This is a genomic window from Sphingomonas sp. Leaf343, assembly GCF_001423765.1.
GTDB lineage: Bacteria > Pseudomonadota > Alphaproteobacteria > Sphingomonadales > Sphingomonadaceae > Sphingomonas.
Map to the genome: position 1 here is coordinate 780,982 of NZ_LMPG01000001.1, position 24,932 is coordinate 805,913.

Sequence of the window (24,932 nt, forward strand, 5' to 3'; positions counted from 1 at the left end):
AAGTGACGCCGCGGCGGGAACTGGTCGGGGCGGGGCGCCACCCCGTCGTCATCGTCGACGATGCGTCGGGCAGGGTCCCGGCGATCGTCGACATGGCGGCGGCGCTTGCGCCGTTCCCGAAAGGGCCGAACCCGCACTATCCGGGCGTCCGCCGGGTGATCGAAGATAGCGACGCCGCAGCGTTCGGCTATGTCCGCGATCTGCTGGAGGAGACCGCGCCGTTCATCGCCGGCGGGTTCGATGTGGACGCGTTCGACCTGCTGGAGGCGAGCTTCTCGATGGTCACCGCCGCGCCCGCGACGCTGTCGGCGGCGCAGCGTGCGCCGCATTTCGACTCCACCGATGCGAACTACATCGCTGTGCTGCACTATCTGACGGCCACGCCGGGTACGGCCTTCTACCGACAGCGATCGACCGGGATCGAGGCGGTGACGCCGGCAACCTACGATCGCTTCGTTACGACCGTCCGGGCGGAGGGGGCGGGGGACGGCTATATCGTCGCCGACGATGATCGCTTCGAACGCATCGGCTCGGTTGAGGGCAAGGCGGACCGGCTGGTCATCTATCAGGGACGGCTGCTGCATTCCGGCATCATTCCCGCCGACGCCGTGCTGAGTGCCGATCCGCGCGTCGGCCGGCTGACGACGAACATCTTCGTCCGGGGGCGGTGATGCGGGTCGTGGCGATGCTGGCGGCGGCGCTACAGACCTACGCCAACCCCATCGACATCGATTACCGTTATAACTGGGAGCAGGTGAACGAGGGCATCTCGTACCGCACCGGCGCGGACCCGGCGATCGTGCGGCACAAGGGAGCCTATTACCTTTTCCAGACGCTGGCGGACGGATACTGGCGCTCGACCGATCTCGTGACATGGACGTTCGTGAAGCCCAGCCGCTGGCCGTTCCGTGGCATCGTCGCGCCGGCGGTGTGGTCGGACGGGGAGCGGCTCTACATCATGCCGTCGATGACCGATCAGGGCGCGGTGCTGGTCAGCGACGATCCGGCGAGCGGCAGACTGGAGTTCCTGACCCGTCGAATGCCGCCGCTGCCCGGCATGGTGCGATCGGGGTTCGAGGATACGATGAAGCCCGGTCAGGTTCCACCGGGACCGTGGGACCCGGCGCTGTTCAAGGACGATGACGGGCGTTGGTATCTGTACTGGAACTCGTCGAACGTCTTTCCGCTGTATGGCATCGAACTCGATCCGAACCGGTCGCTTGCCTATATCGGCATGCCAAAACCTTTGTTCGGACTTGATCCGCTGAAGCACGGCTGGGAACGGTTCGGACAGGATCATAGCGGCACGCTGCCGAACGGAACGCCGATCACGCCCTTTATGGAGGGGGCGTGGATGACGAAGGTGCGCGGCACCTATTACCTTCAATATGGCGCGCCCGGAACCGAATATAACGTCTACGCCAACGGGACCTATACGGCGACGTCGCCGCTCGGGCCGTTCACCTACGCGCCGTGGAACCCGGTCGCGTACAAGCCGGGCGGTTTCGTGCAGGGGGCGGGACACGGATCGACGTTCGAGGATGCGCACGGCAACTGGTGGAACACCGGCACGCCGTGGATCGGCCATAACTGGGCGTTCGAACGGCGGATCGCGATGTTCCCGACCCGGTTCGCCGACGACGGCCAGATGATCGTGTCGACGCGGTTCGGCGACCTGCCGCATTACGCACCGGACCGGAAAGTCGACGACCTCGACGCATATTTTACCGGCTGGATGCTGCTTTCCTATCGCAAGCCGGCCACCGCATCCTCGACCGAGGGTGAATATGCGGCGCCGCGGGCCGCTGACGAAGACCCGCGCACCTTCTGGGTTGCCGGCCGAAACGTACCGGGCGAAACGCTGACGCTCGACCTCGGCGCGACGAAGACGGTCCGCGCGGTGCAGGTGAACTTCGCCGACTACAAGTCGGGCCGCTTCGCCGATGCGCCCGACATCTATACCGAGTTCGCGCTGGAGGCGTCGCTCGACGGCGCACGCTGGATGCCGATCGCACGCACGGAGCCGCCCCGGCGCGACCGTCCAAACGCCTATTTCGAACTGCCTGCGCCGGTGCGGGCGCGATACGTCCGCTACGTCCACGGTCACGTCGGCAGCGCGACGCTGGCGATCGGCGACCTACGGGTGTTCGGCAACGCCGACGGCCCTCCACCGGCGATGCCGAAGGGGCTGCGTGGAGAGCGGCAGGCGGATCGCCGCAACGCCGACATCGCATGGCGGCCGGTATCGGGCGTGATCGGCTACAACGTCCGCTGGGGGCTCAGGCCCGACCGGCTGACGCTGACCTATCAGCTATTCGCGGACGATCGCCCGGACCGGCTGGCGCTGCGCGCGCTGAACGTCGATCAGGATTACTGGGTCGCGATCGAGGCGTTCGACGAACGCGGCGTGTCGCGGCTCAGCCGGCCGGTACGGATAACCAGCCGCCGGTGAAGCCGGCGCGCGTCAGCCCCCGCCGGATCGTCGGCGACCGCCGCATCACGCGCCACACGCCCTCGTTGCGGTAATTGGCGATCGCGCCCAGTATCGCACCCTGATCGATACCCAGATAGTCCTTCGCCACCCAGCCTCCGTCCTTCGTCACGGTGCCAGTGTCCAGCTTCGTGTCGTACCGAAAGCTCGGGTTGAACGCGTCGAGGAAGCCGTACCGTCCGTACAGCCGCCCGTTCTGGAAGCGATGCATCGCCTGTCCGGCGGGGATGCAGATCTCCGGCGCGAACGCGAGCGAGCCGAGCGCGGCGGTGGGGGCCAGCGTGCCGTCGTCGCGCCCGTCCGGCTGGTCGACCGGCCCGCGCGCGGAATAGCCGAAGAAGGTTCGGGTCTCGCCCCTGAACGGCAGTTCGGCGTTGGTTGGCCCGTCGCACGCCGTCAGGCCCCAGATGTCCTTCGAATAGCTGTCCCACTTCATCGGATTGGCGATGCACCACGCGCGGTTGGCGTACGTCGCGCGGCGGCTGTTCTCGCAATAGTCGAAGCCTGCCGCGCGCATCGGTTCGTCGCGGATGCCGCGGAAATCGATCCACATCTGGCTGTACTGATGCCCGAACAGCGGTGCGAAGGCGAGATGACGCGTCGACCCGCTGCCGCGCCAGAAGCCGGAGTAGCTGTGCGTCCACGCCCCCCACGCACCATCCGCGAGCGGGTGCTTGGTCGCGCCCAGCCCGAGGATGTAGACCATCATCCCCTCATTATATCCATCCCAGTTGCGCGCGATGAATCCTGTGCCCGGATGCCAGCCCATCGAAATCTGCGGCTGGCCGCGCTGGAACCACACCCAGTCGGCGCGCTCGACGATGTCTGTCGCCAGCCGTCTTATCTCCGTCTCGACCGGATCGGCGCCGTCGAACCACGCCCCCGCGTAGAGCATACCCAGAAACAGCAACGTACTGTCGACGCTGGACAATTCCGTATCGCGAAAGCGCAGTCCGGTCTCCATGTCGAGGAAGTGGTAGAAAAAGCCCTTGTGCCCGGCCATCCCCGTCTCCGCATCGCCACTGGGCAGACCGGCGAAGAAACGCAACGTCGTCAGCGTCAGGTCGCGGGCCTGTTTGCGCGTGATCCAGCCGCGCTCGACACCGAGCGGCCAGGCGGTCAGGCCGAAGCCGACCGCCGCGATGCTGGCGAAGGACGGCGTCGGCCAGCGATCGGGGACGAGGCCGTTCGCCTTGTTCGTCCGCTCCCAGAAATAGTTGAACGTCCGCCGCTCGATATCGTCGAACGGCGCGGGCAGGACGCGTCCGGCGCGCGCGGCGTGCAAGGGCAAGGCGGCGCCGGCGGCGGCCACCGCTGCCGAGCCGAGGAACCTGCGCCGGTCGATCGTCATGTCATCCCTCCTGTGGTGTCGCGTATCGCCAGCGTCGTGCCGATCCGTTCCTCGGCCGGACCGTCGCCGGTCTTGTTCTCCAGCGCCGCGACCAGTCGCTCGACCGCGCGCGCGCCCATGCCGGCGATGTCGAGGCTGACCGTCGTCAGGCCCAGATAGCGGGCAAGCGGGATGTCGTCGAAGCCGGCGACCGCGATGCTGTGCGGCACCCCCAGCCCGGCCTCGCGCAGCCCTTGCAGCGCGCCCAGCGCCATCATGTCGTTGGCAGCGAAGATCGCGTCGAATCCGGTACCGTCGGTCACCAGCTTCCGCACCGCCAGCAGCCCCGCCGCTTCCTGGAAATCTCCCTCGACCGGATCGCACGGCGGCTCCAGACCAGCCTCCGCAAGGGCAGCCCGGTACGCTCCGGACCGTTCGCGGGCGTCGAGGTTCGCTTGCCCGCCGGTGACGTGGACGATCCTGCGGCGGCCGGTCGCGACCAGATGCCGGACCATCTCCGCCGACCCTTGCGCATTGTCGATCCTGAGCGAAGCGCGCTCACCCGCATCCGGTGTCGCGACCAGCACCGAGGGCAGCGATCCGGGCAGCGAGGCGTCCAGCAACGTGCGCCCGAATTGCGGGGCCATGACGATCAGCCCGTCGACCCGCCCGCGCATCGTTCGCATCGCCTGTGCTGCCAGCCCGGCATCGGCGTGGATGTTCGACAGCAGCAGGTGATAGCCCGCCTCGCTCGCCGCGCGATCGATCCCGCGCACCAGTTCGGAAAAGAACTCTCCGTGCAGGTCGGGGAGCACGACGCCGATCGCGTGCGACCGCGCGAGGCTCAGGCTGCGCGCACCGGCATGGGGGATATAGCCGAGCGCCTTGGCCGCATCCGCGATGCGGGCGCGCGTATCCGGATGGACGTTGTTCGCGCCGTTCATCGCGCGCGATACGGACGCAACCGATACCTGCGCACGGGCCGCCACGTCGCGGATCGTCGGCTCTCCCATCCGTCTCCTCTGGCCCGTTATGGGCGGTTCGGCGATTGTCATCACCCTTCGGCATCGTCTATGTAACCGGTTACGGCCGGCGGCAAGAGCAAAGGGTGCGAGGCTCCGGAACCAGTTTGAGGAGGGGCCTGACCATGGTCGATACGCGACTTTCGCGCCGCGCGGCGCTGATGGGGGCCGGTGCCGTCGCCGCTTGGGCGAGCAGCCCGGCGCGCGCGCTGCTGATGCAGGCCGATGCGACGATCCGGATGGGCGTGGTGCCCGCCCCGGTCGACGCGCTGATCGCGCGGATGACGCTGGAGGAAAAGGCGGGGCAGTTGACGCTGAATGCCGCCGCGTGGGGCGGCGGCGTCGCCACCGCGCTCAACCCGCCATCGACGGGACCGAGTTTCGAGGGACAGGTCGCCGATGCCGTCGCGGGCAAGCTGACGGGCGTATTCAACGGCAACGGCGCGGTCATGGCGGAACGGATGCAGCGCGCGGTGATGCAGGGTTCGCGCCTGAAGATTCCGCTGATCTTCGCCGCCGACGTGATCCATGGCCACCGCACCATCTTTCCCGTCCCAGTCGCGGAGGCGGCGAGCTTCGACCCGGATCTGGCGATGCGGACAGCGCGCGTGGCGGCATCGGAGGCGGCCGGCGCGGGTATCGACTGGACGTTTTTCCCGATGGTCGACATCGCGCGCGACCAGCGCTGGGGCCGGACGATGGAAGGTGCGGGCGAGGACGTGCGGCTGGGCGAACTGTTCGCCGCCGCGCGCGTCCGCGGCTTTCAGGGACGCGACCTGAAGGCCGACGACGCGATGATGGCCTGCATCAAGCATTTCGCCGCCTACGGCGCGGCGGAGTCCGGCCTTGATTACAACGTCGTCGACCTGTCCGAACGCACGCTGCGCGAGGTCTATCTGCCCCCTTACAAGGCCGGCTTCGACGCGGGCGCGATGTCGGCGATGGCGTCGTTCAACGAGATCGCGGGCATCCCGGCGACGGGCAATCCGTGGCTGATGAAGACGGTTCTGCGCGACGAGTGGCGCTTTCCCGGCATCGTCGTGTCCGACTACACCGGCGACGAGGAGATGATCGCCGCCGGTTTTGCCGAAGATGGCCGGGACGCTGCGCGGATCGCGTTCATGGCGGGCGTCGACATGTCGATGCAGAGCAACCTCTACATGCTGCACCTGCCCGGACTGGTGCGCGAGGGGCTGGTGCCGCAGGCGACGCTCGACGCCTCGGTGCGGCGCGTACTGGCGGTGAAGCACATGCTCGGCCTGTTCGACGATCCGTTCCGGCGGATCGACGTGAAGCGCGAGAAGGCGCGTTCGCGGACGCGGGCCAATCTGGCGCTGTCGCGAGAGGCGGCGCGGCGATCGATCGTCTTGTTGAAGAACGACGGCGGGCTGTTGCCGCTGCCTACATCGGGCAAGCGCATCGCGCTGATCGGTCCCTTTGCCAGCGGGCAGCACGATCTGAACGGTCCGTGGGTCGTCTACGGCGACAACGCCAATGCGGTCGATCTGGCGACCGGCATCCGTGGCGCGCTGAAGGACCAAAACGCCCTGACCGTGGTCGCCGGTTGCGATGTCGAGAAGCCGATCCCCGGCGGGATCGAGGCGGCGGTCGCCGCAGCGCGCGCGGCGGACATCGTGCTGCTCGCGATCGGCGAGAACGAGGGCATGTCCGGCGAGGCGCAGTCGCGGACCGAGATTGTCGTGCCCGCCCCGCAACAGGCGCTGGCGGAGGCGGTCGCGGCAACGGGCAAGCCGGTCGTGATCGTCCTCAAGAACGGTCGTGCGCTGGCGCTGACGGGTGTGGTGCGCGACGCCCCCGCGATCCTCGTGACGTGGTTCCTGGGATCGGAAAGCGGTAACGCGACCGCCGACATCCTGTTCGGCACGGCGAGCCCGTCCGGCCGCCTGCCGATGAGCTTCCCCTTCGAGAGCGGGCAGGAGCCATATCATTACGATCACAAGGCGACCGGCCGCCCCGCGCAGGCGCTGTCCGATACCTATAAGGCGAAATACCGCACTGCGCTGAACGCCGCGCTGTATCCGTTCGGCCACGGGCTGACCTACGGCACGATCGGTTATTCAGCCCTGTCGCTGCCGCCGACGATGGCGTGGAACGGCGTGATCGAGATCGCCGCGACGGTGACGAACACCGGCGCGCGGACGGCGGAGGAGACGGTCCAGCTCTACATCCGCGACCGTGTGGCGACGATCACCCGACCGGTCCGCGAGATGAAGGCGTTTCGCAAGGTGAGGCTGGCACCGGGCGCGGGCGAGACGGTGCGGTTTACGCTGAAGCGCAGCGATCTGGAGTTCATCGGCGTCGATATGAAGCCGACCGTCGAGGCCGGCGAGTTCGACGTCTGGATCGCCCCGTCCGCCCAAGCGGAGGGTGTGACGGGACGTTTCGTGCTGGCGGCGGGGTGAGGGGGATCTTTTCGTCGCTACTAGCATCGCGAAGCACTCTGGACCCGGACGTTCGGTTCCGGGTCGCCGCGTCGCGACGCTCGTCACAACGACGGGTTGACCGTCAGTTCAACCCGCCCCCGAAGGCGCGGTACAGCTCGACCAGATTGTTCGCGCGCGCCAGCCGCGTCGTCACCAGATCCTGCCGCGCGCCGTATGCGGTACGCTGCGCGTCCAGCGTATTGAGGAACGAGTCCACGCCCGACCGGTAGCGCGCGTCCGAAAGCCGCACCGCGACGTTCGCCGAATCTGCCCGTGCCGTCCGTGCCGATACCTGCTCGTCGATCGTGCCGCGCGTCGCCAGTGCGTCGGCGACTTCGCGGAACGCGGTCTGGAGCGTCTTTTCGTAGGTCGCGAGCGCCGCCTGCTGGCTCGCTTCGGCGTAGCGGACATTGCCCTTGCGTCGGCCGAAGTCGAAGATCGGCAGCGTCGCGGCGGGATTGACCGTCCAGTTCTCGGTATTGTTGCCGAACAGGCCGCTGAGCGCGGTGCTGATCGTGCCAAGCGTCGCGGTCAGCGAGATGGTCGGGAACAGCGCGGCGCGCGCCGCACCGATATTGGCGTTCTGCGCGATCAGCTGATGTTCCGCCTGCAACACGTCCGGCCGCCGAAGCAGCACCGTCGAGGCGAGATTCGCGGGCAGCGTCGGGATCGTATGCGTCGTCAGCGTCGTCGGCAGCAGGTCGCGGGCGACGGTGGTGCCGACCAGCAGGTTCAGCGCATTCTGGTCCTGCGCGATCCGCGTCTGGATCGCGGCGATGTCGTTGCGGGCCGCCTGATACAGCGTGTCCGCCTGACGCACCTCCAGTTCAGAGATGACGCCGATGCGAAATTGCGCCTGCGTCAGTTCCAGCGACTGGCGAAAGCTGTCCAGCGTGTCGCGCGCGGTGACGAGCTGGTCCTGATCCGACGCCATCGTCAGGTACGCGGCGGCGATCTCCGCGATCAGGCTGACGCGCGCGGCGCGCTGTGCTTCCTCGGTGGCGAAATATTGTTCGAGTGCCGCACGGCTCAGGTTGCGGACGCGGCCGAACAGATCGAGCTCGAACTGCGACACGCCGACATTCGCCGAGTAGATCTCGATATTGCTGCTCGACGCCGCGGGCGTCGTACCGGTGCCCGGCACCGCTGCGGCGGGGGCACCGAACAGGTTGTTGGTATAGGTCAGCGACCCGTTGGCGCTGATCGTCGGCAACAGGTCTGCGCGCTGGATGCGGTATTGCGCGCGCGCCTGCAGCACATTGGCCGTGGCGAGTTGCAGGTCGCGATTATTCTCTAGCCCCAGCGCGATCACGTCGCGCAGCTTCGGATCGACGAAGAAATCGCGCCAACCGATCGCCGTCACGTCCGCCGCGTCGGTCGACGCCGCCGGATAGACGCCGCCCTGCGGTACCTCCGCGGGGACGGCGTTGGCCGAGCGGACGTATTTCGGCGCGAGATTGCAGCCGGCGAGCATCGTCGCCCCGGCGAGCAACGCCAGAAGGGATTTGGTCACTTCACGCTCCCTGCGGCGCGGGGCCGCTGCCTGCCGACGGCGTATCGCCGCGATCGGAGGCGTTGATATCGTCGGCGGCGGACGTCTTGCCCTGACCATGGCCGAACAGGCGGCTGACGACTACGAAGAACATCGGCACGAAAAAGATCGCGAAAACCGTAGCCGACAACATGCCGCCGACCACGGCGCGACCGATCGCGTTCTGGCCGCCCGCGCCCGCGCCGGTGGTCAGCGCCAGCGGCATCACGCCGAACACGAACGCCAGCGAGGTCATCAGGATCGGGCGGAGACGCAGCTTGGCCGCCGCGATCGCCGCGTCGAACGCGCTCATGCCTTCCTGGATGCGCTCTTCCGCGAACTCCACGATCAGGATCGCGTTCTTCGCCGCCACGCCGATCGTGGTGATGAGGCCGACCTGAAGGTAGATGTCGTTGTTCAGTCCCGTGATGGCGGCCGCCAGCAGCGCACCGACCACGCCGAGCGGCACGACGAGCAATACCGAGATCGGCACCGACCAGCTCTCGTACAACGCCGCGAGGCAGAGGAAGACGAGGATCAACGACAGCGCGTAGAGGGCAGGAGCCTGACCGCCCGACAGCCGCTCCTCGTACGACAGGCCGGTCCATTCCAGCGCGGTTCCCGGCGGTAGCTTGGCGTGGATCTCCTCCATCGCCGCCATCGCGTCGCCCGTGCTCAGGCCCTGACCCGGCGCACCCTGAAGCTGCATCGCGGGCTGGCCGTTATAGCGGGTCAACTGCACCGGTGCCTGCGCCCAGTTGAGCGTCGAGAAGGCGGTGAACGGTGCCATCGTCCCGCTGGCGCCACGGACGTAGAAGTCGCCGATGTCGTCGGGCGCCAGACGGTACGGGGCATCGGCCTGGATGTAGACGCGCTTGACGCGGCCACGGTCGATGAAGTCGTTGACGTATGCGCCACCCCACGCGGTCGAGATCGTCGAATTGACGGTGGACAGGTCGAGCCCGAGCGCGCGCGCCTTGTCCTGATCGACGTTGACCTTCAACTGCGGCGCATCGTCCAGGCTGAGCGGGCGCACCTGCGACAGGCGCGCGTCGCCCATCGCCATGCCCAGCATCATGTTGCGCGCGGCGAGCAGCTTTTCATGGCCGATCCCCGCCGTATCGACGAGCTGTACGTCGAAGCCGGTGGCGTTGCCGAGTTCCTGCACCGCGGGCGGCACGAGCGCGAAGATCATCGCGTCGTGGAACTGCGAGAACGCGCCCATCGCCCGTCCGGCGATCGCCTGCGCCTTGTTCTCCGCGCCCGACCGGTCCGCCCAGTCCTTGAGCTGGATGAAGGCGAGGCCGGCATTCTGCCCCTGACCGGCAAAAGAGAAGCCGCTGATCGTGAACACGCCGCTGACGGTCGCCTTCTCCGCATTCAGAAAGTGGTCGCGGACCAGCGCTAGCCCCTTGTCGGTGCGCGCGGTGGTCGCGCCCGACGGACCCTGCACCAGCGCGATGACGGTGCCCTGATCCTCGTCGGGCAGGAAGCCGGACGGCAGGCGCCAGAACATGACGCCCATGCCGACCACGATCAGCAGATAGACGAGCATCGACCGCTTCCAACCGGTCGCGGTGCGCCGCACGCCGCCCTCGTACTTCTCGGTGCCGCGATCGAACTTGTCGTTGAACCAGCGGAAGAAGCGCGCGAGCGGACCGTTGCCCTCGTGCTTGGTCGGGTCGTGCGGCTTCAGGATCGTCGCGCAGAGCGCCGGAGTCAGGATCAGCGCGGTCAGCACCGACAGGACCATCGCCGACACGATCGTGATCGAGAACTGGCGATAGATGACGCCTGTCGATCCGCCGAAGAACGCCATCGGCAGGAACACGGCCGACAGGACGAGGCCGATGCCGATCAGCGCGCCGCTGATCTCGTCCATCGATTTCCGCGCGGCCTCCAGCGGGGACAGATGCTCTTCCTGGATCAGGCGCTCGACATTCTCGACGACGACGATCGCGTCGTCGACCAGCAGGCCGATCGCCAGCACCATTCCGAACAAGGTCAGCGTGTTGATCGAATATCCCGCCAGCTGCATGACCGCGAAGGTGCCGAGCAGCACGACCGGGACGGCGATCGTCGGGATCAGGGTTGCTCGGAAGTTCTGGAGGAAGAGGAACATTACGAGGAAGACCAGGACGACCGCCTCGACCAGCGTGTGGATCACCTGCTCCACCGACAGCCGCACGAACGGCGTCGTGTCGTAGGGGTAGATGACCTTCACGTCGGCCGGGAAGCCCTTCGCGATCGACTCGACCGCGGTCTTCACCGCCTCGACCGTGTCGAGCGCGTTGGCTCCGGGGGCCAGCTTCACGCCGAAACCCGACGCCGGATGGCCGTTATACTGAAGGTCGAAGCCGTAATTCTCCGCGCCCAATTCGACGCGCGCGACGTCGTTCAGCCGCACGACCGCACCGCCCGCCGTGGATTTCAGGCGAATGTTGCCGAACTCCTCGGGCGTCTGGAGCCGCGACTGCACCGACACGGTGGCGTTGAGCATCTGCTCCCTGGGCGCGGGCTGCGCACCCAGCTGCCCGGCGGAAACCTGCGCGTTCTGCGCGGTCACGGCCGCCGTCACGTCGGCGATCGTCAGCTGATAGCTGTTGAGCTTCACCGGATCGACCCAGATCCGCATCGCGTACTGCGCGCCGAATACCTGCAGCTCGCCGACGCCGGTGACGCGGCTGATCGGGTCCTGAAGCCGCGATACGGTATAGTCGGCCAGATCGCTGCCGCTGTGCGAGCCGTTTTCCGAATACAGGCCGACGATCAGCAGGAAGTTGGCGGCCGATTTCGCGACCTGAAGCCCCTGACGCTGGACCTCCTGCGGCAACAGCGCGGTCGCCGCTTGCAGCTTGTTCTGCACCTGCACCTGCGCGGTGTCGGGATCGGTCCCCTGTTCGAACGTCACCGTGATCGTCACGGTGCCCGCCGACGAAGACGAGGACGAGAAGTAGCGGAGGTTGTCGATCCCCTTCAGCTGCTGCTCGATGATCTGCGTCGTCGTCTTTTCCAGCGTCTCCGCATCCGCGCCCGGATAGGTGGCGGTGATCGAGACGGCGGGCGGCGCGATCGTCGGGAACTGCGCGATCGGCAGGCTGCGGATCGCGAGCCCGCCGGCCAGCATCAGGACGAGGGCCAGCACCCATGCGAAGATGGGCCGGTCGATGAAATAACGGGACATCCTACTTCGCCTGACCCTGTGTCGCGGGCTGACCCTGACCCTGAGCCTGAGCCTGACCCTGACCCTGACCCTGCCCTTGGCCCTGACCCTGCTGCGCCTGCGGCTTGTCGCTCCACGCGACCGCCTTCACCGGCGATCCGGGGCGCAAATTCTGCGCGCCCTCGACGATGACGCGATCACCCGGCTTCAGGCCGGCTGTGACCAGCCAGTTGTCGCCGATCGTACGCGGCGCGGTCAGTACGCGCGCCTCGACCTTGTCGCCCTGTCCGACGACCATGACCGTCGGCTGGCCCTTCTCGTCGCGCGAAACGGCGCGCTGCGGCACCAGCATCGCGGATCCCTGCGTACCCTGAACCAGCTCGGCGCGGACGAACATGCCGGGCAGCAGCAACCCCCTGGGATTGGCGAACACGGCGCGGATCGCCTGCGTGCCAGTGGTCGGATCGACCGTGACATCGGCGAACTTCAGGGTCCCCTCGATGCCATAGTCGCTGCCGTCCTCCAGCTTCAGCCGAACCCGGGCGGCACCGCCGCCGCGTGACAACTGCCCGGACATGATCTGCTGGCGCAGCTTCAACAGGTCCGCACTGGACTGCTGGATATCGACATAGATCGGGTCGAGCCGCTGGATCGTGGTCAGCGGATCGGTCTGCGCCGCCGTGACCAGCGCGCCGGTCGTGAAGGTCGAGCGACCGATGCGGCCTGCGATCGGGGCCTTCACCGTCGTGCGGGCGAGATCGATCTGCGCGGTCCGCAGCGTGGCCTGCTGCGCGGCGACATCTGCCTCGGCCTGTTGCGCGCTGGTGGTGGCGTTCTCGAAATCCTGCTTCGAGATCGCGTTGATCTTGACCAGCTCGCCATAGCGTCGCGCGAGCGCCCGGCTGGATGCGATGGCGGAGCGGGCACGGGCCAGCGCGGCGCGCGCACTGGCGACCTGCGCCTGATAGGGGGCGGCGTCGATGCGATAGAGCGGCTGGCCGGCGCGGACGAAATCGCCCTCCTGAAACAGTCGCGCCAGTACCAGCCCGTTGACCTGCGGCCGGACCTCCGACGTCTCGTACGCGCTGGTGCGGCCGGGCAATTCTGTCGTCAGCGTCACCGGCTGTTCGCGGATCGTGACGAAGCCGACCTGGGGCGGCCCTTGCGGTGCCTGCTGCTGCGGCGCACCACCACCGCAGGCGGCCAGCGTCAGCGGCGTGGCGAGCGCGATGGCGAGGCCGAGCGGCGCAATGGACGGCGCAAGAAACTTCATGATCTGACCCGACGCTTTGTGCTAGAGACCGTGAGTGATCGATCACTCACGTTTGCCGCGCCTACGCCCGGCGGGGGTGGTTTGGCAAGTGTTGACGTTGGGACCACGCGTGAGTTTTTTGCACTGCAACATGCCGTCACGGGCGGACAAGGCGGATATCCGCCGCGCCAGATTGCTCGACGTATCCCGTAAGCTGTTCATAGAGAATGGTTTTCATGGAACCGGCGTGGCCCAGATCGCTGCGGAGTCGGGCGTCCGTGTCGGCCAGATCTACCGCGACTTCGCCAGCAAGGAGGATATCGTCGCCGCCCTGGTCGAGGCCGATCTGGCGGAGTTCCTGGCCAAGGATCTGCTCGCCGAGTCGGTCCGCAACGGCGATACCGCCGCGGTGCGCGAGTGGATCGGCCGCTTCACCCGATGCGACGAACCGATCGAGGAGTGTCGCATGATGACGGAGATCGTCGCGGAGGGTGCGCGCAACGTCCGTATCGCCGACATCCACCGTAACCTCGACGCGCAGGTGCGGGACAGCCTGATGATCGCGCTGGAGGTGCTCGTTCCCGGCCCGGCGGCGGCGGCGCGGCGGGTGTTGCTGGTCGACATGATCCTGACCGTGGGTCTGGGCATGGTCAACCGCCGCATCGTCGACCCCGATCTCGACTGCCGCGCCTTGTCGGACCGGATGGAGCGGTTCGTCGACGACGAGCTTGGGGAACTGCGAACGCTGGGGTGATACGACGCGAGTTCCGTCTCAAGCCCCCCCCGCGGGGGGATGGGGGGCGGGCCTTTCCGCAAGCGACTCGTCGGCGGCATCGCCCCACGCCGGGCACCGATAGAGAGCCCGCGAGATACGATGCGTTAGCCCGAGGTCGCCAGCAGCACCCGTTCCAGCCGTGCTGCCCACGCCGCCTGTCCGGTATCGTCGGCGATCAGGTCCTGCCGAACCTCCAGTTCCGCATAGGGCAGCCCTGCGGGATAGGCATGCCGCGGCACGGTATAGTCGATCAGGTCCATCCGGTACGGCTCGTTGTCGCCAACCGTCAGGTCCGCATCCCGCCGCAGCACCTCCAGCAAGCCGCGCGCGAACCCCGCATCGCCGCCGTCGTGCAGCACACCGATCTGCCATGGTCGCGCGACACCCCCGAAGACCGGCGTGAAGCTGTGCAGCGCGATCAGGATCGTCGGCTGGCCGGCGGCGGTGCGCCGGGCGATCTCCGCCGCGATCGCCGTCTGATAGGGTTCGTGGATCGCCGCGAAGCGCGCCGCCCGGTCCGCTCCGGTCAGGTCGGCGTTTCCCGGCACGACGGTCCCGTCGCTGATCGGGGCGATCGCGTCGGGCGCATCGTGGCGGCGGTTGCAGTCGACCACCAGCCGCGAATAGGTCTGGCGCACGAACGCGGCATCCATGGCCGCCGCCAGTCGCCCGCCCAGACCGGCCACCCCGATGTCCCACGCGATGTGGCGGTCCCGCTCCGCGTCATCCAGCCCCAGCGTGCCGAGTGACAAAGGGATGACATTCCCCGCATGATCGCCGATGAAGAGGAACGGCGACGCTCCTCCGGGGTTGACCACCGAGACGGGTGGCGGATCGCCTGCGACAAACAGGGGGCTTGCTTGGACGTCCAATGCCATTCCTGAACCTGTCGCACGTCACGACCTATACGTACAGGCAGCCCGTATCCTTTGGCGAGCACCGGATCATGGTGCGTCCGCGCGAAAGCTACGACCAGCATCTGCTGTCCGCGACCCTCGATATCCAGCCCAGGCCCAGCGACGTGCGCTGGTTGCAGGACGTGTTCGGCAACGCCGTCGCCATCGCCCGCTTCGACCGGCCGGCTGCACGGCTGGTGTTCGACAGCCGCATCCACCTGATGCACGAACCCGCTGATCTCGATCATGTCGATATCGAGGATTATGCGCGAACCTATCCGTTCACCTATTCCTCCGAGGAAATGCCCGACCTGCTGCGCTCGATCGAGCGCCAGCATCTCGATCCCCTGCGCCAGATCGACAGCTGGGCGCGGCGTTTCGTCGGCAGCGGCCAGACCGATACGCTGACGCTGCTGTCCGACATGACGACCGCGATCCGCCGCGAATTCACCTATGTCGCGCGGGCGGAGAAGGGCACGCAGACCCCGATCGAGACGCTGGCACGGCGCAAGGGCACCTGCCGCGACTATGCCATGCTGATGATCGAGGCGGTGCGCGCGCTGGGCTTCGCGGCGCGATTCGTATCCGGCTATGTCTATAATCCGACCGTGCAGGACGAGCGGGTCGGTGGCGGCAACACGCATGCGTGGGTGCGCGTCTATCTGCCGGGATCGGGCTGGGTCGAGTTCGATCCGACCAATGGCATCATCGGCAATCGCGGCCTGATCCGCGTCGCCATCGCCCGCGATATCTATCAGGCGGTGCCGATCTCCGGCACATGGGCCGGATTTCCCGGCAGTTTCCTCGACATGGAGGTCGCGGTGAACGTCAGCGTCGCCGGTCCGCCGCCCGTACCCGTTTCCGTCCCCGACCAGAAGGAGCCTGTCCGATGCTGATCCGCGCCGGTTACGACATCAGTTTCGCCACGGACGTTCCCACGCCGATGATGGCGCTGCTCAGCATCCATCCTTCGCGGAACAAGGACCTGAAGACGATGCAGCGCATCACCAGCGTGCCGCATGCGCCGATGTACGATTACGTCGATACGTTCGGCAACGTCTGCACGCGCCTGACCATCCCGGCCGGCGGCCTGACGCTGAGTTGCGACTTCACGATCGAGGACAGCGGCGTAGCCGACCCGTATACGCCCGACGCGGTGCAGCACGCGATCGAGGACCTGCCCGACGACGTGCTCGTCTATCTGCTCGGCAGCCGCTACTGCGAGACCGACCGGCTGTCGGAAACCGCATGGGGCCTGTTCGGGCACGTTCCCGCGGGCTGGCAGCGGGTGCAGGCGATCGTCGACTTCACGCATAATCACGTAGAGTTCGGTTATCACCACGCCCGCCCGACCAAGACGGCCTGGGACGCGCATCAGGAGCAGCAGGGCGTGTGCCGCGACTTCGCGCATCTTGCGATCACGCTGTGCCGCTGCATGAACATCCCGGCGCGATACTGCACCGGCTATCTCGGCGATATCGGCATCCCGCCGGTCGATGCCGCCATGGACTTCTCCGCGTGGTTCGACGTGTATCTGGGCGGTGCGTGGCATACCTTCGACGCGCGCCACAATCATCCGCGCATCGGCCGCATCCTGATGGCACGCGGACGCGATGCGACGGACACCGCACTGACGACGGCATTCGGCCCCGCCGCACTCGCCGGGTTCCAGGTCCATACCGACGAGGTGAGCGCAATTGCCTGACCCGCTGCTCGATGAAAGCGAACTGCCGTTCGGAGCGCCGGCGTTCGACCGGATCGCGCCGGACGCCTTCCTGCCCGCGCTGACGATCGCGCTGGCGGAGGCGAAGGCGGAGGTGGAGGCGATCGCCACCGACCCCGCCACGCCCGACTTCGCCAATACGATCGAGGCGATGGAGCGCGCCGGCGGCACGCTGGCCCGCGTCCGCCGTATCTTCTGGACGCTGTCCTCTGCCCATGCGACGCCGCCGATCCGCGCAAGCGAGGCGGACGTGTCGGCGATGCTGACTCGCCACGGCATCGCCATCTCGCACGATCCGCGTCTGTTCGCGCGCGTCGATGCACTGTGGATGCGGCGTGACACGCTGGATCTCGATGAAGCACAGATGCGGTTGCTGGAAAAGAGTCGCCGTGGCTTTGTCGACGGCGGTGCGCTGCTCGGGCCGGACGACAAGGCCCGGTTCGCCGCCATCGCGGAGCGGTTGTCGCTGCTCGGCACGCGGTTCGGCCAGAACGTGCTGTCGGCGACGAACGCCTGGACGCTGCGCCTTGATGCGGAGGATTGTGCGGGACTGCCGGACGCGATGCTCGCCGCCACCGCGCGGCGCGGAGAGGCGACGGGGCAGGGCGGCCATGTCATCACGCTCGACCGCGGCGATGTGGAGAGCTTCCTCGCCTTCGCCGATCGCCGCGACCTGCGCGAGACGGTCTGGCGCGCGTTCGTCGCGCGCGGCGACGGCGGCGCATACGACAATCGCCCGATCATCGACGAGATGCTGGCGCTCCGCCGGGAAAAGGCCGCCCTGCTCGGCTATGCCAGCTATGCCGATTATGCGCTCGCGGACAGCATGGCGAAAACGCCGGATGCGGCGGAGGCGCTGTTGATGCGCGTCTGGGCACCGGCGCTGCGGCAGGCCGCGGTCGAACAGGCGGAGCTTCAGGCACTGGCGGGCGACGAACCCGTCGCCGCATGGGACTGGCGCTACTACGCCGAACGCATCCGCCGGGAACGCTATGCGCTCGACGGCAGCGCAGTCCGCCGCTTCCTGACGCTCGACGCGGTGCGCGACACCGCCTTCGCCGTGGCCGGACGACTCTACGGACTGGATTTCGCCGCAGTCCCGGCCCTGCCGGGCTGGCATCACGACGTTCGGGCGTGGTCCGTCGCCGACCGGAGCGGCACATCGCGCGGACTGCTCTACACCGACTTCCACGTGCGGACCGAGAAGCATGGTGGTGCATGGATGGGCGCATTGCGCGTGCAGGAGGCGCTGGACACTCCGGTGCTGCCGATCGTGTATATCGTCGCGAACTTCGCGCCGGGTGCCGGCCTCTCGATCGACGAGGCACGCACGCTGTTCCATGAATTCGGCCACGCGCTGCACGCGCTTCTGTCCGACGTCATCTATCCCAGCCAGTCCGGCACTTCCGTAGCGCGCGACTTCGTCGAATTTCCCAGCAAGTTCATGGAACACTGGATCGTCGCGCCCGAGATGTTGGCGGGCCTCGGCATGCCGGATCTGCTTTGTGAGGCGGTCGAGCGTGCCGACCGTTATGGCCAAGGGTTTGCGACAGTCGAATTCCTCGCTTCAGCGATCCTCGATCTGTCGCTGCACCGCCACCCCGGCGGCAAGGACGCGGTGGACGATGGCGCGGCACTATTGACGGAACTCGGCCTGCCCGACACGATCGTTCCCCGACATGGCCTGACGCATTTCACGCACGTGTTCGATGGCGGCTATGCCAGCCGATATTACGCCTATCTCTGGTCCGAAGTTCTTGATGCCGATGCCTTCGCGGCCTTTACGGAGCGTGGTGACCTGTTTGCCTCCGATCTCGCCGCCAAGCTGCTAACGGAAGTGTTGGCCCGGGGCGACACCCGCGATCCGATGGCTGCCTACGTGGCTTTTCGCGGACGGGCGCCGGACGAGCTGGCGCTGCTGGAGGCCAGGGGGCTGGCGGCTTGAACGGTACGACCGGTCGGAAAGGCGAGGACAACGATGTCTGGCGGTCATTCTCCTGTTCGGCAAAGCGCTGTTTGATGGTGCGGTACGGAATGTCCCTTCTGGTGCGACGAGGGACGTTGCCGGTGCATGGGATATTGTCCCGAGCCGAGGTCGCGTGCATCGGTCTTCCGTTAAGTTGCCAAAAGCTGTGACGGATCGTCCGCTTGATACGCGCTGTCGTGAGTACCGATGAGATGCCCCGGATCCTGACCGGAACGCAGCCTTCAATCCGGGCGCGCAGGGGTGACAACGCGCAGACCTTTGTCCGTTTTGACCATGTTGTTGCGATCCACGCCCCCGCGGGCGGCGACACGGTCACGTCCGCATAGTGCGCGCCGCCGGAATTGTTTCGATCCATGCCCCCGCGCGGGGAGCGACCATCCACTTGTCGGACGGTAGATCGCCTGACCAGTTTCGGTCCACGCCCCCGCGCGGGGGGCGACGTCGCTAAGAGGCGTATCAGCCGCGATATGCTGCGTTTCGATCCACGCCCCCGCGCGGGGGGCGACTCGATCGTCTGAACCTGCCGCACACGAAGAACGCGTTTCGATCCACGCCCCCGCGCGGGGGGCGACGTACCTCGCGCGCGTTCGCGATCGTGGCCTTGGAGTTTCGATCCACGCCCCCGCGCGGGGGGCGACTGGAAAGTCCGGCGATGGCACCAGCCTTGGCGAGTTTCGATCCACGCCCCCGCGCGGGGGGCGACCGACCACCGACTTGTGCTCGTCGGTGTGCTTGTGTTTCGATCCACGCCCCCGCGCGGGGGGCGACGTCCATCCCCGCGAACGGATCGCCCCGCGTCTCGACGTTTCGATCCACGCCCCCGCGCGGGGGGCGACACGGATGTCGAATGGCGGCAGCACGTCGACAACGTTTCGATCCACGCCCCCGCGCGGGGGGCGACCAGTGCCAGCGCTCAAGATTTACGGGCTGGGTGCGTTTCGATCCACGCCCCCGCGCGGGGGGCGACTGCGTCCATGTTTCACATTGAGAAAGAAGGGGCAAGTTTGGGGTTTGCGCGAAGGGTGTAAGGTTGGTGGTCACGAGCAGCGATGTTTTTACCTTTTGCCGCAAAGCGTTCGGGGAATACAGCCACTTAAAGCCTGCGCGAACCGTCGGCTTTCAGGGGCGTCGCTTCGGGTTCGCGCGGGTGGGTCAGAGGATGATCGGGGCGTGCAGGTCGGGCACGCCCTTCGCACCGACATGTTCGACCTTCCCACGCCCCTTCGCGCCGAGGGCGTAAAAGCGCAAGCTGTCGCGGGCGGGGTCGATTTCCGCCAGCAAGGCCGCGCGCAGCATCGCCCATTGCGCCGGGTCGACCTCGCACTCGAAGACCGAGTTCTGCACCCGCTGGCCATAGTCGAGGCAGGTCCGCGCGACGCGGCGGAGGCGGCGGCGACCGGCGGTATCCTCCGTCCCGACATCGTAGGTTACGAGCATCAGCATAAGGGCGGCATCAGCACGACCCCGTCATTTCCACACGAACGGCGGATAGCCGTCGAGATCGCCGCGCAGATGCCGCGCCAGCAACTGCGCCTGGACGTGCGGGACGAGGCCGAGCGTCACCGTCTCCCCCAGAAAGGGATGGCGCAGTTCTTCCTTCTTCCGCTCGGTCCACGCCTCCAGCACGGTGCGCCGGGCCGGGTCGGTCAGCGTGATCGCGCCGCCCTCGTCGATGACGAAGTCCGACGCGCCGAGCTGACGACGGTTGACGAGGCTGAGCGCGAGGCGATCGGCGATCACCGGGCGGAACTCCTCGATCAGGTCGAGCGCGAGGCTGGCGCGGCCGGGGCGGTCGGCGTGCAGCAGCCCGACCTGCGGATCGAGGCCGACGCTCTCCAGCGCCGAGCGGCAGTCATGCCCGAGTAGCGCATACAGGAAGTTGAGCAGCGCGTTGATGCGGTCGAGCGCCGGCCGCCGCGACCGGCCGCCGAACATCAGCGCCGGATCGGGCACGCGGATCAGCCCGTTGAAGCCCGAGAAATAACATAGCGCCGCCTCCCCCTCGATCCCGCGCAGCGAGGCGATGTCGTCGTTGAACATCGCGCGCCGGGCGCAATCGCCCAGCCGCAACTCCGCCTCTTCGAGCACCGCGCGCATCGCCGGATCGAGCCGGTCGCCATGATCGCGCAACGCGCGCCGGATGACGGTGCGCTGGTTTGCCGCCTTGGCCGCGACGACGCTGCGCGCGAACGGCACCGCCAGCGCGGGATCGTCGGCGGCGCGATATTGCGCGCGGCGGAGCAGGACGTTGCCGGTGCGCGGCCCCTCCACCCGCGCCTGAAAACGGCCGTGGGGCGTGAGGAAGGACACGCTGACGCCGGCCTCCGCACAGGCGGCCATCAACGCGGGCGACATGCCGGCGCGGGTGAAGCAGACGATCGCGCCGATCATGTGGATCGGTGCGCGGCCCCGTTCGGCCCCGTCGATCTCGACGACGATGTTCGCGCCGTCCTTGCGCACCCACGCGTCCTCGCTGGTGACGTAGATGGTGTTGAGGTGGCGGCGCATCGCGTGGTCCGGCCGGCCGCGTCAGGCGGCCAGCGCCGCGTCGAGCTGGCGTTGCAGCCAGCGATCGACGGCGGGCCGGGCGGCGATCGCCTGGGGCCGGCACAGGGGTTCGAGCGAGCAGTGGCGGCAACCCGGCATCACCACCGGTCCGGGCGTGCGGCCGCTGGCCAGCATCGCGCGGACCGCCGCCGCCGTTTCGATGGTCAGCGCACGCAGACCGGCGTCGAGGGTCACCGCCACGCGTCGTCGCGTCTGTCCGTAGAACAACGCCCCCTCCGGCACCGGGCAGTCGAACATCTCCTCCAGACACAAAGCCTGCGCGCAGAGCTGCACCTCGTCGGCGCGATGCGCCTTGGGCCGGCCGCGCTTGTATTCGATGGGGTAGGGACGCCGGTCCGGCGCGCGACCGTGCAGTTCCACCGCATCGGCCTTGCCGATCAAGCCGTGCCGCACGCTACGCAGGTCGAGCGCGCGGACGGTGCGAACGTCGCGACGCCGCTCCCGCCCGCCGCCATCGACACGTTCGTGCAGGATGCGCCCCTCCGCCGTCGCGCCGTCGAGCGGCGCGGAGACGAAGCCGTGCGCGCGGTAGAGGCCATAGGGGATGATGTGCTTGCGCCCCATCGTGCGGTTGTCGGTGCGCTCGTCGTCGCTACCGGCATCGTCGCGCTGCTTCTTCTCGGCCTCGTTGGTCGCGGCCATGCGGGTGATCGACACTTCCAGCGGCAGCACCGGTTCGATCGATCGGGCGAAGGTGATCTGCACCGGTCCGCGCACCTGCCCGGCGTTGATGCCGGTCGACAGCACGCCGCCGAAAGTGCGGATGTCGAAGAAGTTGGCGCACATCCAGTCACGGATGCGCCTGGCTTCCTCGTCGCCCTTCGGATTCAGCTTCTTCGCGGTCTTCACCTCGTCGCTCTCGCCGCGGATGGCGACGTAGGCCTGACGATGCTTGTCGTTCAGCACCGCGCCTTCAGTGACGTAGATGCGGTAGCCCGGCTCCTCATCCTTCGCGAGTTCGACATAGTTGCGGATCTTGCGTTTCAGGCAGACGTCGGTGACGAGGCCGCAATTGGTCTCGGGATCGAGCCGCGGCAGGTTGCCGGCGTCGGGATCGCCGTTCGGATTGCCGTTGGTCACGTCGAACAGCAGGACGAATTCGTGGCGGCGGGTGAGTGCCGGGCTGGCGTCGGTCATGATGGGTCCCCCTGATTGACGGCGGCGGTCGCCGGTGCGTCCTCTTTCTTGCGGAAACGGTCGCTGCGCTGATGATAATAGCCGATGGCGAAGCGGCCCTGATCTTCCAGCCGAAGCGCGGGCGCGAAGGCCGAGCCGATTCCGGACATCACCTCGCCCAGTTTGCGCTCGATACCGATCGCCGCCCCCGGATTGTCCTTGCGCAGCTTGCCCAGATGGTTCTGGACACCGCGCAGCAGCAGCGGAAAGACGGTGGCGGGGGTCGCCGACGCGGCCCCGAAGTACCGGTCGCGGATCGTCGCATTGACGTTGCGGTCCAGCGCCTGCTCCTGCGCCTCCTCCAGCACGGCGAACAATCGCCCCAGCCGATAGCCTGGGTTCTTTTCGGTAATATCGAGACTCACGTCCGGCCTCCTCCCTTTTTCGGTATCCAGTCGCATCAACACCGCGCGGATCGCGGCGGCATGCCAGCCATTGGCGGGGTCGTCGCCCGCGCGCAGTCGCATGATCGCGTTGGACAGCAGCGTGCGCGGATAGGGCGTGCCGGCCAGCACCGCGCGCGCGACCTCGCCGCCCAGCAGCGGCGGGATATTGTCCCATTTCTCCTGCGCGGCGACGGTGTTGACCAGCAGTCGGTTGATCGACGGGCCGGTGCCCCAGCCGCGCGGGGGCGGGTCGATCCGGCAATGATCGTGGTGGAGCAGCGCGTTGGTGGCCAGCCGGCCGAGGCTGACCGTTTCCCACAGCCGGACTGACAGGCGCGCGGCGTTGGGGGCGAGGCCGAGGATGTGGATAAGGACCTCCGGCGGCACCGCATCGGTGCCGATCACCGCGGGACGGCCGGCGGACAGGCTTTCGAGCTGGTCGCGCAGGACGCGCGCGGACACGGCGTCCTCGGCGAGGGTCGGATCGACATCGCTTTCGATCCGTTCGAACAATCCCGCCGCGACATAGGCTTCGGCGGCGGCGAGGATGTGTTCCTTCAGGCCGGAGGCGTCGGCCCAGAACACGACGGTGGCATCGCCGATGCTGAACCGCTGGCGATGCCGTGCCTCGACCGGACGGCGGCGGCCGGGGTCGAGGCTGGCATGATCGACCAGACTGATCCTGTTGCGGCTGGAGCGATCGAGCAGCCGGTTGAGCGCCGCACCGTAACGGGCGGCGGCGGCCTGCCCGGTCGGCGCGTTGGCACCCTGTTCGTGGCCCTAGGATTCATAGGCGGCGGCGTTGAACGAGACAAGCGCGGCGCCGGCGGTCTGCGCGCCGTCCACGCCCTTGATCGCGGGATGCAGGCGGGCGACCGGGCCGGTCGTGCCGCTGATGAGGCAGGGGCCGGACTCTCCCGTGCCGCTGCGGCTTTCGATCAGCGGCAGCGCGGCGGGACGTTCGTGGATGGCGCGGATGCCCGCCTCGTCGGTGTCGAGGCGGAAGATGATGTTCGCATCGAGCATGTCGGGCGTGAAGGGGGCGTCGGCGAACCGGTCCGGCGTCCATCGTTCGAGGAACCGGCGCAGCGCGACGAGGCCGGCATCATCCGTATCAGCGAGCAGTTTCAGGTGAAGGTCGCGGAAGGCGGCGTGTTTCAGCGGCGTCCGCTTGTCACCGGAACTGTCCACGCCCAGTACGTAGGCGCTGGTATCCCAGAGGAAAAAAGGGCTTATCCCGGTTCCGGGCCGCTTGAAGGCCGCCGGGACATCGCGTTTGGACGGCACGGGGCGCTTGCCCGATTGATCGCGCAGATCGTCTATCGATCGGGGGCAGCCATCCGCATCGATAACGATGGCGAAACTGACGCCCTCCCGGCTGAACCCCGGCGGCTCGGCCTCACCCCGATCCGCCATCCGCTGATAATAGCGCGACAGCGCCTGAAGGATCGTCACGCCATCAGCCCTTTGTCGGTCAGCGTGGTCAGGTCGAGCACGCCGTCCGTCAGTTGCGCGCGGAAAAAGCTGGCGGGCGGGCCGCCGGGATAGCCCGGTGCAAAGGCCATGTAGCCGAGATCGCGGTTGCGATCGGGATCGGCGAGGGTCGATGCGGGCAGTGCGTCGCCCGGCGCGAGCAGACGAAACGCGGCGGCGAATTCGCGGGTGCCGAGGCAGGGGCGGTGGAAGCACTGGCCGCTGGCGGCGCGGCGGGTGAACATCGCGATGTGCTTGTCGGCGCTGTCGTCCGGCCCGGCCGCGTCGGTGAGGTGGAAGCGCGCCTCGATCACATAACCGACATCCTCCAGCACCAGCGCCGCGCGCTGTTGTCGGGCGGCGGTGATATCGATGCCGAGCCCGGCGGTGGTGCCGGCATTCATCGCCTTCTTCGCGTTGGCGGCGGAAGCCTTGTCCGACACCTCGTTGCGGCGGATCGAGCGGAAGCGGATCGGTTTCAGGACGTGGATGTGCGTCACCTCCCACCGGATCGCCGGTTTCCAGTGGATCGCCTCCAGGATGCCGCGCGCCGCGGAGGGGGTCATCACGTCGTACGAAACGCGTTCGACCTTCATTTCCGGCCGCGTGAAGCAGGCCAGTTCCCCCCAGACGTGCAGCCTTACCCCGATCGTCATCGCTCCCCCTTCACGTCGGAAAGCTGGCATGGTGGCGCGGGCCGGACAAGCGAACACTT

Annotated in this window: 17 protein-coding genes, 1 pseudogene and 1 CRISPR repeat array; of the genes and pseudogenes, 7 read left to right on the forward strand and 11 right to left on the reverse strand. The window is 67.6% G+C overall.

All coding sequences use genetic code 11. The annotated features are described in order from the left end of the window. Positions 1-2 precede the first annotated feature (2 nt). On the forward strand, positions 3-671 hold the full coding sequence (locus ASG07_RS03435) for a DUF6445 family protein (protein ID WP_055842154.1): 669 nt from the start codon (positions 3-5) through the stop codon (positions 669-671). Next, positions 671-2,452 (forward strand): family 43 glycosylhydrolase, encoded by a 1,782-nt coding sequence (locus ASG07_RS03440; protein WP_055842157.1) that lies wholly within the window; start codon positions 671-673, stop codon positions 2,450-2,452. The genes ASG07_RS03435 and ASG07_RS03440 overlap by 1 nt, the downstream gene beginning before the upstream one ends. Here ASG07_RS03440 and ASG07_RS03445 read toward each other — a convergent pair. Continuing rightward, positions 2,418-3,842: a glucoamylase family protein gene (locus tag ASG07_RS03445; RefSeq protein WP_055842159.1), complete on the reverse strand. Its 1,425-nt coding sequence runs from the start codon at positions 3,840-3,842 to the stop codon at positions 2,418-2,420. The two genes, ASG07_RS03440 and ASG07_RS03445, sit on opposite strands and share 35 nt — an antisense overlap. Next, positions 3,839-4,834 carry a LacI family DNA-binding transcriptional regulator gene (locus tag ASG07_RS03450; protein WP_055842163.1) on the reverse strand — a complete coding sequence of 332 codons (996 nt, stop codon included), beginning with the start codon at positions 4,832-4,834 and terminating at the stop codon, positions 3,839-3,841. Before ASG07_RS03450 ends, ASG07_RS03445 begins: the two co-directional genes overlap by 4 nt. Before the next feature lie 134 nt (positions 4,835-4,968). Here ASG07_RS03450 and ASG07_RS03455 point away from each other — a divergent pair, with 134 nt between their 5' ends. Continuing rightward, positions 4,969-7,266 carry a glycoside hydrolase family 3 N-terminal domain-containing protein gene (locus ASG07_RS03455; RefSeq protein ID WP_055842166.1) on the forward strand — a complete coding sequence of 766 codons (2,298 nt, stop codon included), beginning with the start codon at positions 4,969-4,971 and terminating at the stop codon, positions 7,264-7,266. A 103-nt stretch (positions 7,267-7,369) separates the two neighbouring features. On the opposite strand, the gene ASG07_RS03460 is transcribed toward ASG07_RS03455, so the two are convergent. Genes ASG07_RS03460 through ASG07_RS03470 form a run of 3 tightly spaced genes read right to left on the reverse strand, consistent with a single transcriptional unit; the run spans position 7,370 to position 13,254 of the window. Continuing rightward, the gene (locus ASG07_RS03460; protein WP_236694502.1) at positions 7,370-8,800 is read right to left on the reverse strand and encodes an efflux transporter outer membrane subunit; all 1,431 of its coding nucleotides are present in this window, start codon (positions 8,798-8,800) and stop codon (positions 7,370-7,372) included. Between the two features lies 1 nt (position 8,801). Then, complete coding sequence (locus ASG07_RS03465; RefSeq protein ID WP_055842169.1) at positions 8,802-12,002, reverse strand: efflux RND transporter permease subunit; 3,201 nt, start codon at positions 12,000-12,002, stop codon at positions 8,802-8,804. Position 12,003: 1 nt separating this feature from the next. Beyond that, complete coding sequence (locus tag ASG07_RS03470) at positions 12,004-13,254, reverse strand: efflux RND transporter periplasmic adaptor subunit (protein WP_055842174.1); 1,251 nt, start codon at positions 13,252-13,254, stop codon at positions 12,004-12,006. Positions 13,255-13,384: 130 nt separating this feature from the next. On the opposite strand from ASG07_RS03470, the gene ASG07_RS03475 reads away from it, so the two are divergent. Beyond that, the gene (locus ASG07_RS03475; protein ID WP_055842178.1) at positions 13,385-13,987 is read left to right on the forward strand and encodes a TetR/AcrR family transcriptional regulator; all 603 of its coding nucleotides are present in this window, start codon (positions 13,385-13,387) and stop codon (positions 13,985-13,987) included. A gap of 125 nt (positions 13,988-14,112) precedes the next feature. Here the strand turns inward: ASG07_RS03475 and ASG07_RS03480 are convergent, their stop codons facing one another. Beyond that, a complete protein-coding gene (locus tag ASG07_RS03480) occupies positions 14,113-14,880 on the reverse strand; it encodes an N-formylglutamate amidohydrolase (protein WP_236694507.1) in 768 nt (255 codons plus the stop codon). Here ASG07_RS03480 and ASG07_RS03485 point away from each other — a divergent pair. Genes ASG07_RS03485 through ASG07_RS03495 form a run of 3 tightly spaced genes read left to right on the forward strand, consistent with a single transcriptional unit; the run spans position 14,880 to position 18,572 of the window. Continuing rightward, complete coding sequence (locus ASG07_RS03485; protein ID WP_055842182.1) at positions 14,880-15,800, forward strand: transglutaminase family protein; 921 nt, start codon at positions 14,880-14,882, stop codon at positions 15,798-15,800. The two genes, ASG07_RS03480 and ASG07_RS03485, sit on opposite strands and share 1 nt — an antisense overlap. Continuing rightward, positions 15,794-16,609, forward strand: coding sequence for a transglutaminase-like domain-containing protein (locus tag ASG07_RS03490; protein ID WP_055842185.1), 816 nt, complete (start codon positions 15,794-15,796; stop codon positions 16,607-16,609). Before ASG07_RS03485 ends, ASG07_RS03490 begins: the two co-directional genes overlap by 7 nt. Further along, positions 16,602-18,572, forward strand: a complete 1,971-nt coding sequence (locus tag ASG07_RS03495; RefSeq protein ID WP_055842188.1) for a M3 family metallopeptidase — start codon at positions 16,602-16,604, stop codon at positions 18,570-18,572. Before ASG07_RS03490 ends, ASG07_RS03495 begins: the two co-directional genes overlap by 8 nt. 320 nt (positions 18,573-18,892) lie before the next feature. After that, positions 18,893-19,581: direct repeats of the CRISPR family, unit length 32 nt; unit sequence GTTTCGATCCACGCCCCCGCGCGGGGGGCGAC. Positions 19,582-19,766: 185 nt separating this feature from the next. Here ASG07_RS03495 and cas2 read toward each other — a convergent pair. The 5 genes and pseudogenes from cas2 to cas5c all read right to left on the reverse strand — a co-directional run bounded on the left by cas2 (position 19,767) and on the right by cas5c (position 24,873). After that, on the reverse strand, positions 19,767-20,057 hold the full coding sequence (cas2, locus tag ASG07_RS03500; RefSeq protein ID WP_055842192.1) for a CRISPR-associated endonuclease Cas2: 291 nt from the start codon (positions 20,055-20,057) through the stop codon (positions 19,767-19,769). Between the two features lie 24 nt (positions 20,058-20,081). Continuing rightward, positions 20,082-21,122 (reverse strand): type I-C CRISPR-associated endonuclease Cas1c, encoded by a 1,041-nt coding sequence (cas1c, locus tag ASG07_RS03505; protein ID WP_055842195.1) that lies wholly within the window; start codon positions 21,120-21,122, stop codon positions 20,082-20,084. Positions 21,123-21,143: 21 nt separating this feature from the next. Beyond that, complete coding sequence (gene cas7c, locus ASG07_RS16795; protein ID WP_082474449.1) at positions 21,144-22,319, reverse strand: type I-C CRISPR-associated protein Cas7/Csd2; 1,176 nt, start codon at positions 22,317-22,319, stop codon at positions 21,144-21,146. Then, positions 22,316-24,199 (reverse strand): annotated as a pseudogene (cas8c, locus tag ASG07_RS03515) (type I-C CRISPR-associated protein Cas8c/Csd1). Before cas8c ends, cas7c begins: the two are co-directional and overlap by 4 nt. After that, complete coding sequence (cas5c, locus tag ASG07_RS03525) at positions 24,196-24,873, reverse strand: type I-C CRISPR-associated protein Cas5c (protein ID WP_055842202.1); 678 nt, start codon at positions 24,871-24,873, stop codon at positions 24,196-24,198. The pseudogene cas8c and the gene cas5c overlap by 4 nt, the downstream one beginning before the upstream one ends. Between the last annotated feature and the right edge of the window lie 59 nt (positions 24,874-24,932).

What these genes read in the sequence shown, in the direction of transcription:
- ASG07_RS03470 (WP_055842174.1), bottom strand. Translation starts at nt 13,254, where the DNA reads ATGAAGTTTCTTGCGCCGTCCATTGCGCCGCTCGGCCTCGCCATCGCG.
- cas2 (WP_055842192.1), bottom strand. Translation starts at nt 20,057, where the DNA reads ATGCTGATGCTCGTAACCTACGATGTCGGGACGGAGGATACCGCCGGT.
- cas5c (WP_055842202.1), bottom strand. Translation starts at nt 24,873, where the DNA reads ATGACGATCGGGGTAAGGCTGCACGTCTGGGGGGAACTGGCCTGCTTC.
- ASG07_RS03485 (WP_055842182.1), top strand. Translation starts at nt 14,880, where the DNA reads ATGCCATTCCTGAACCTGTCGCACGTCACGACCTATACGTACAGGCAG.
- ASG07_RS03450 (WP_055842163.1), bottom strand. Translation starts at nt 4,834, where the DNA reads ATGGGAGAGCCGACGATCCGCGACGTGGCGGCCCGTGCGCAGGTATCG.
- ASG07_RS03465 (WP_055842169.1), bottom strand. Translation starts at nt 12,002, where the DNA reads ATGTCCCGTTATTTCATCGACCGGCCCATCTTCGCATGGGTGCTGGCC.
- ASG07_RS03455 (WP_055842166.1), top strand. Translation starts at nt 4,969, where the DNA reads ATGGTCGATACGCGACTTTCGCGCCGCGCGGCGCTGATGGGGGCCGGT.
- ASG07_RS03475 (WP_055842178.1), top strand. Translation starts at nt 13,385, where the DNA reads ATGCCGTCACGGGCGGACAAGGCGGATATCCGCCGCGCCAGATTGCTC.
- cas7c (WP_082474449.1), bottom strand. Translation starts at nt 22,319, where the DNA reads ATGACCGACGCCAGCCCGGCACTCACCCGCCGCCACGAATTCGTCCTG.
- ASG07_RS03445 (WP_055842159.1), bottom strand. Translation starts at nt 3,842, where the DNA reads ATGACGATCGACCGGCGCAGGTTCCTCGGCTCGGCAGCGGTGGCCGCC.
- ASG07_RS03490 (WP_055842185.1), top strand. Translation starts at nt 15,794, where the DNA reads ATGCTGATCCGCGCCGGTTACGACATCAGTTTCGCCACGGACGTTCCC.
- cas1c (WP_055842195.1), bottom strand. Translation starts at nt 21,122, where the DNA reads ATGCGCCGCCACCTCAACACCATCTACGTCACCAGCGAGGACGCGTGG.
- ASG07_RS03440 (WP_055842157.1), top strand. Translation starts at nt 671, where the DNA reads ATGCGGGTCGTGGCGATGCTGGCGGCGGCGCTACAGACCTACGCCAAC.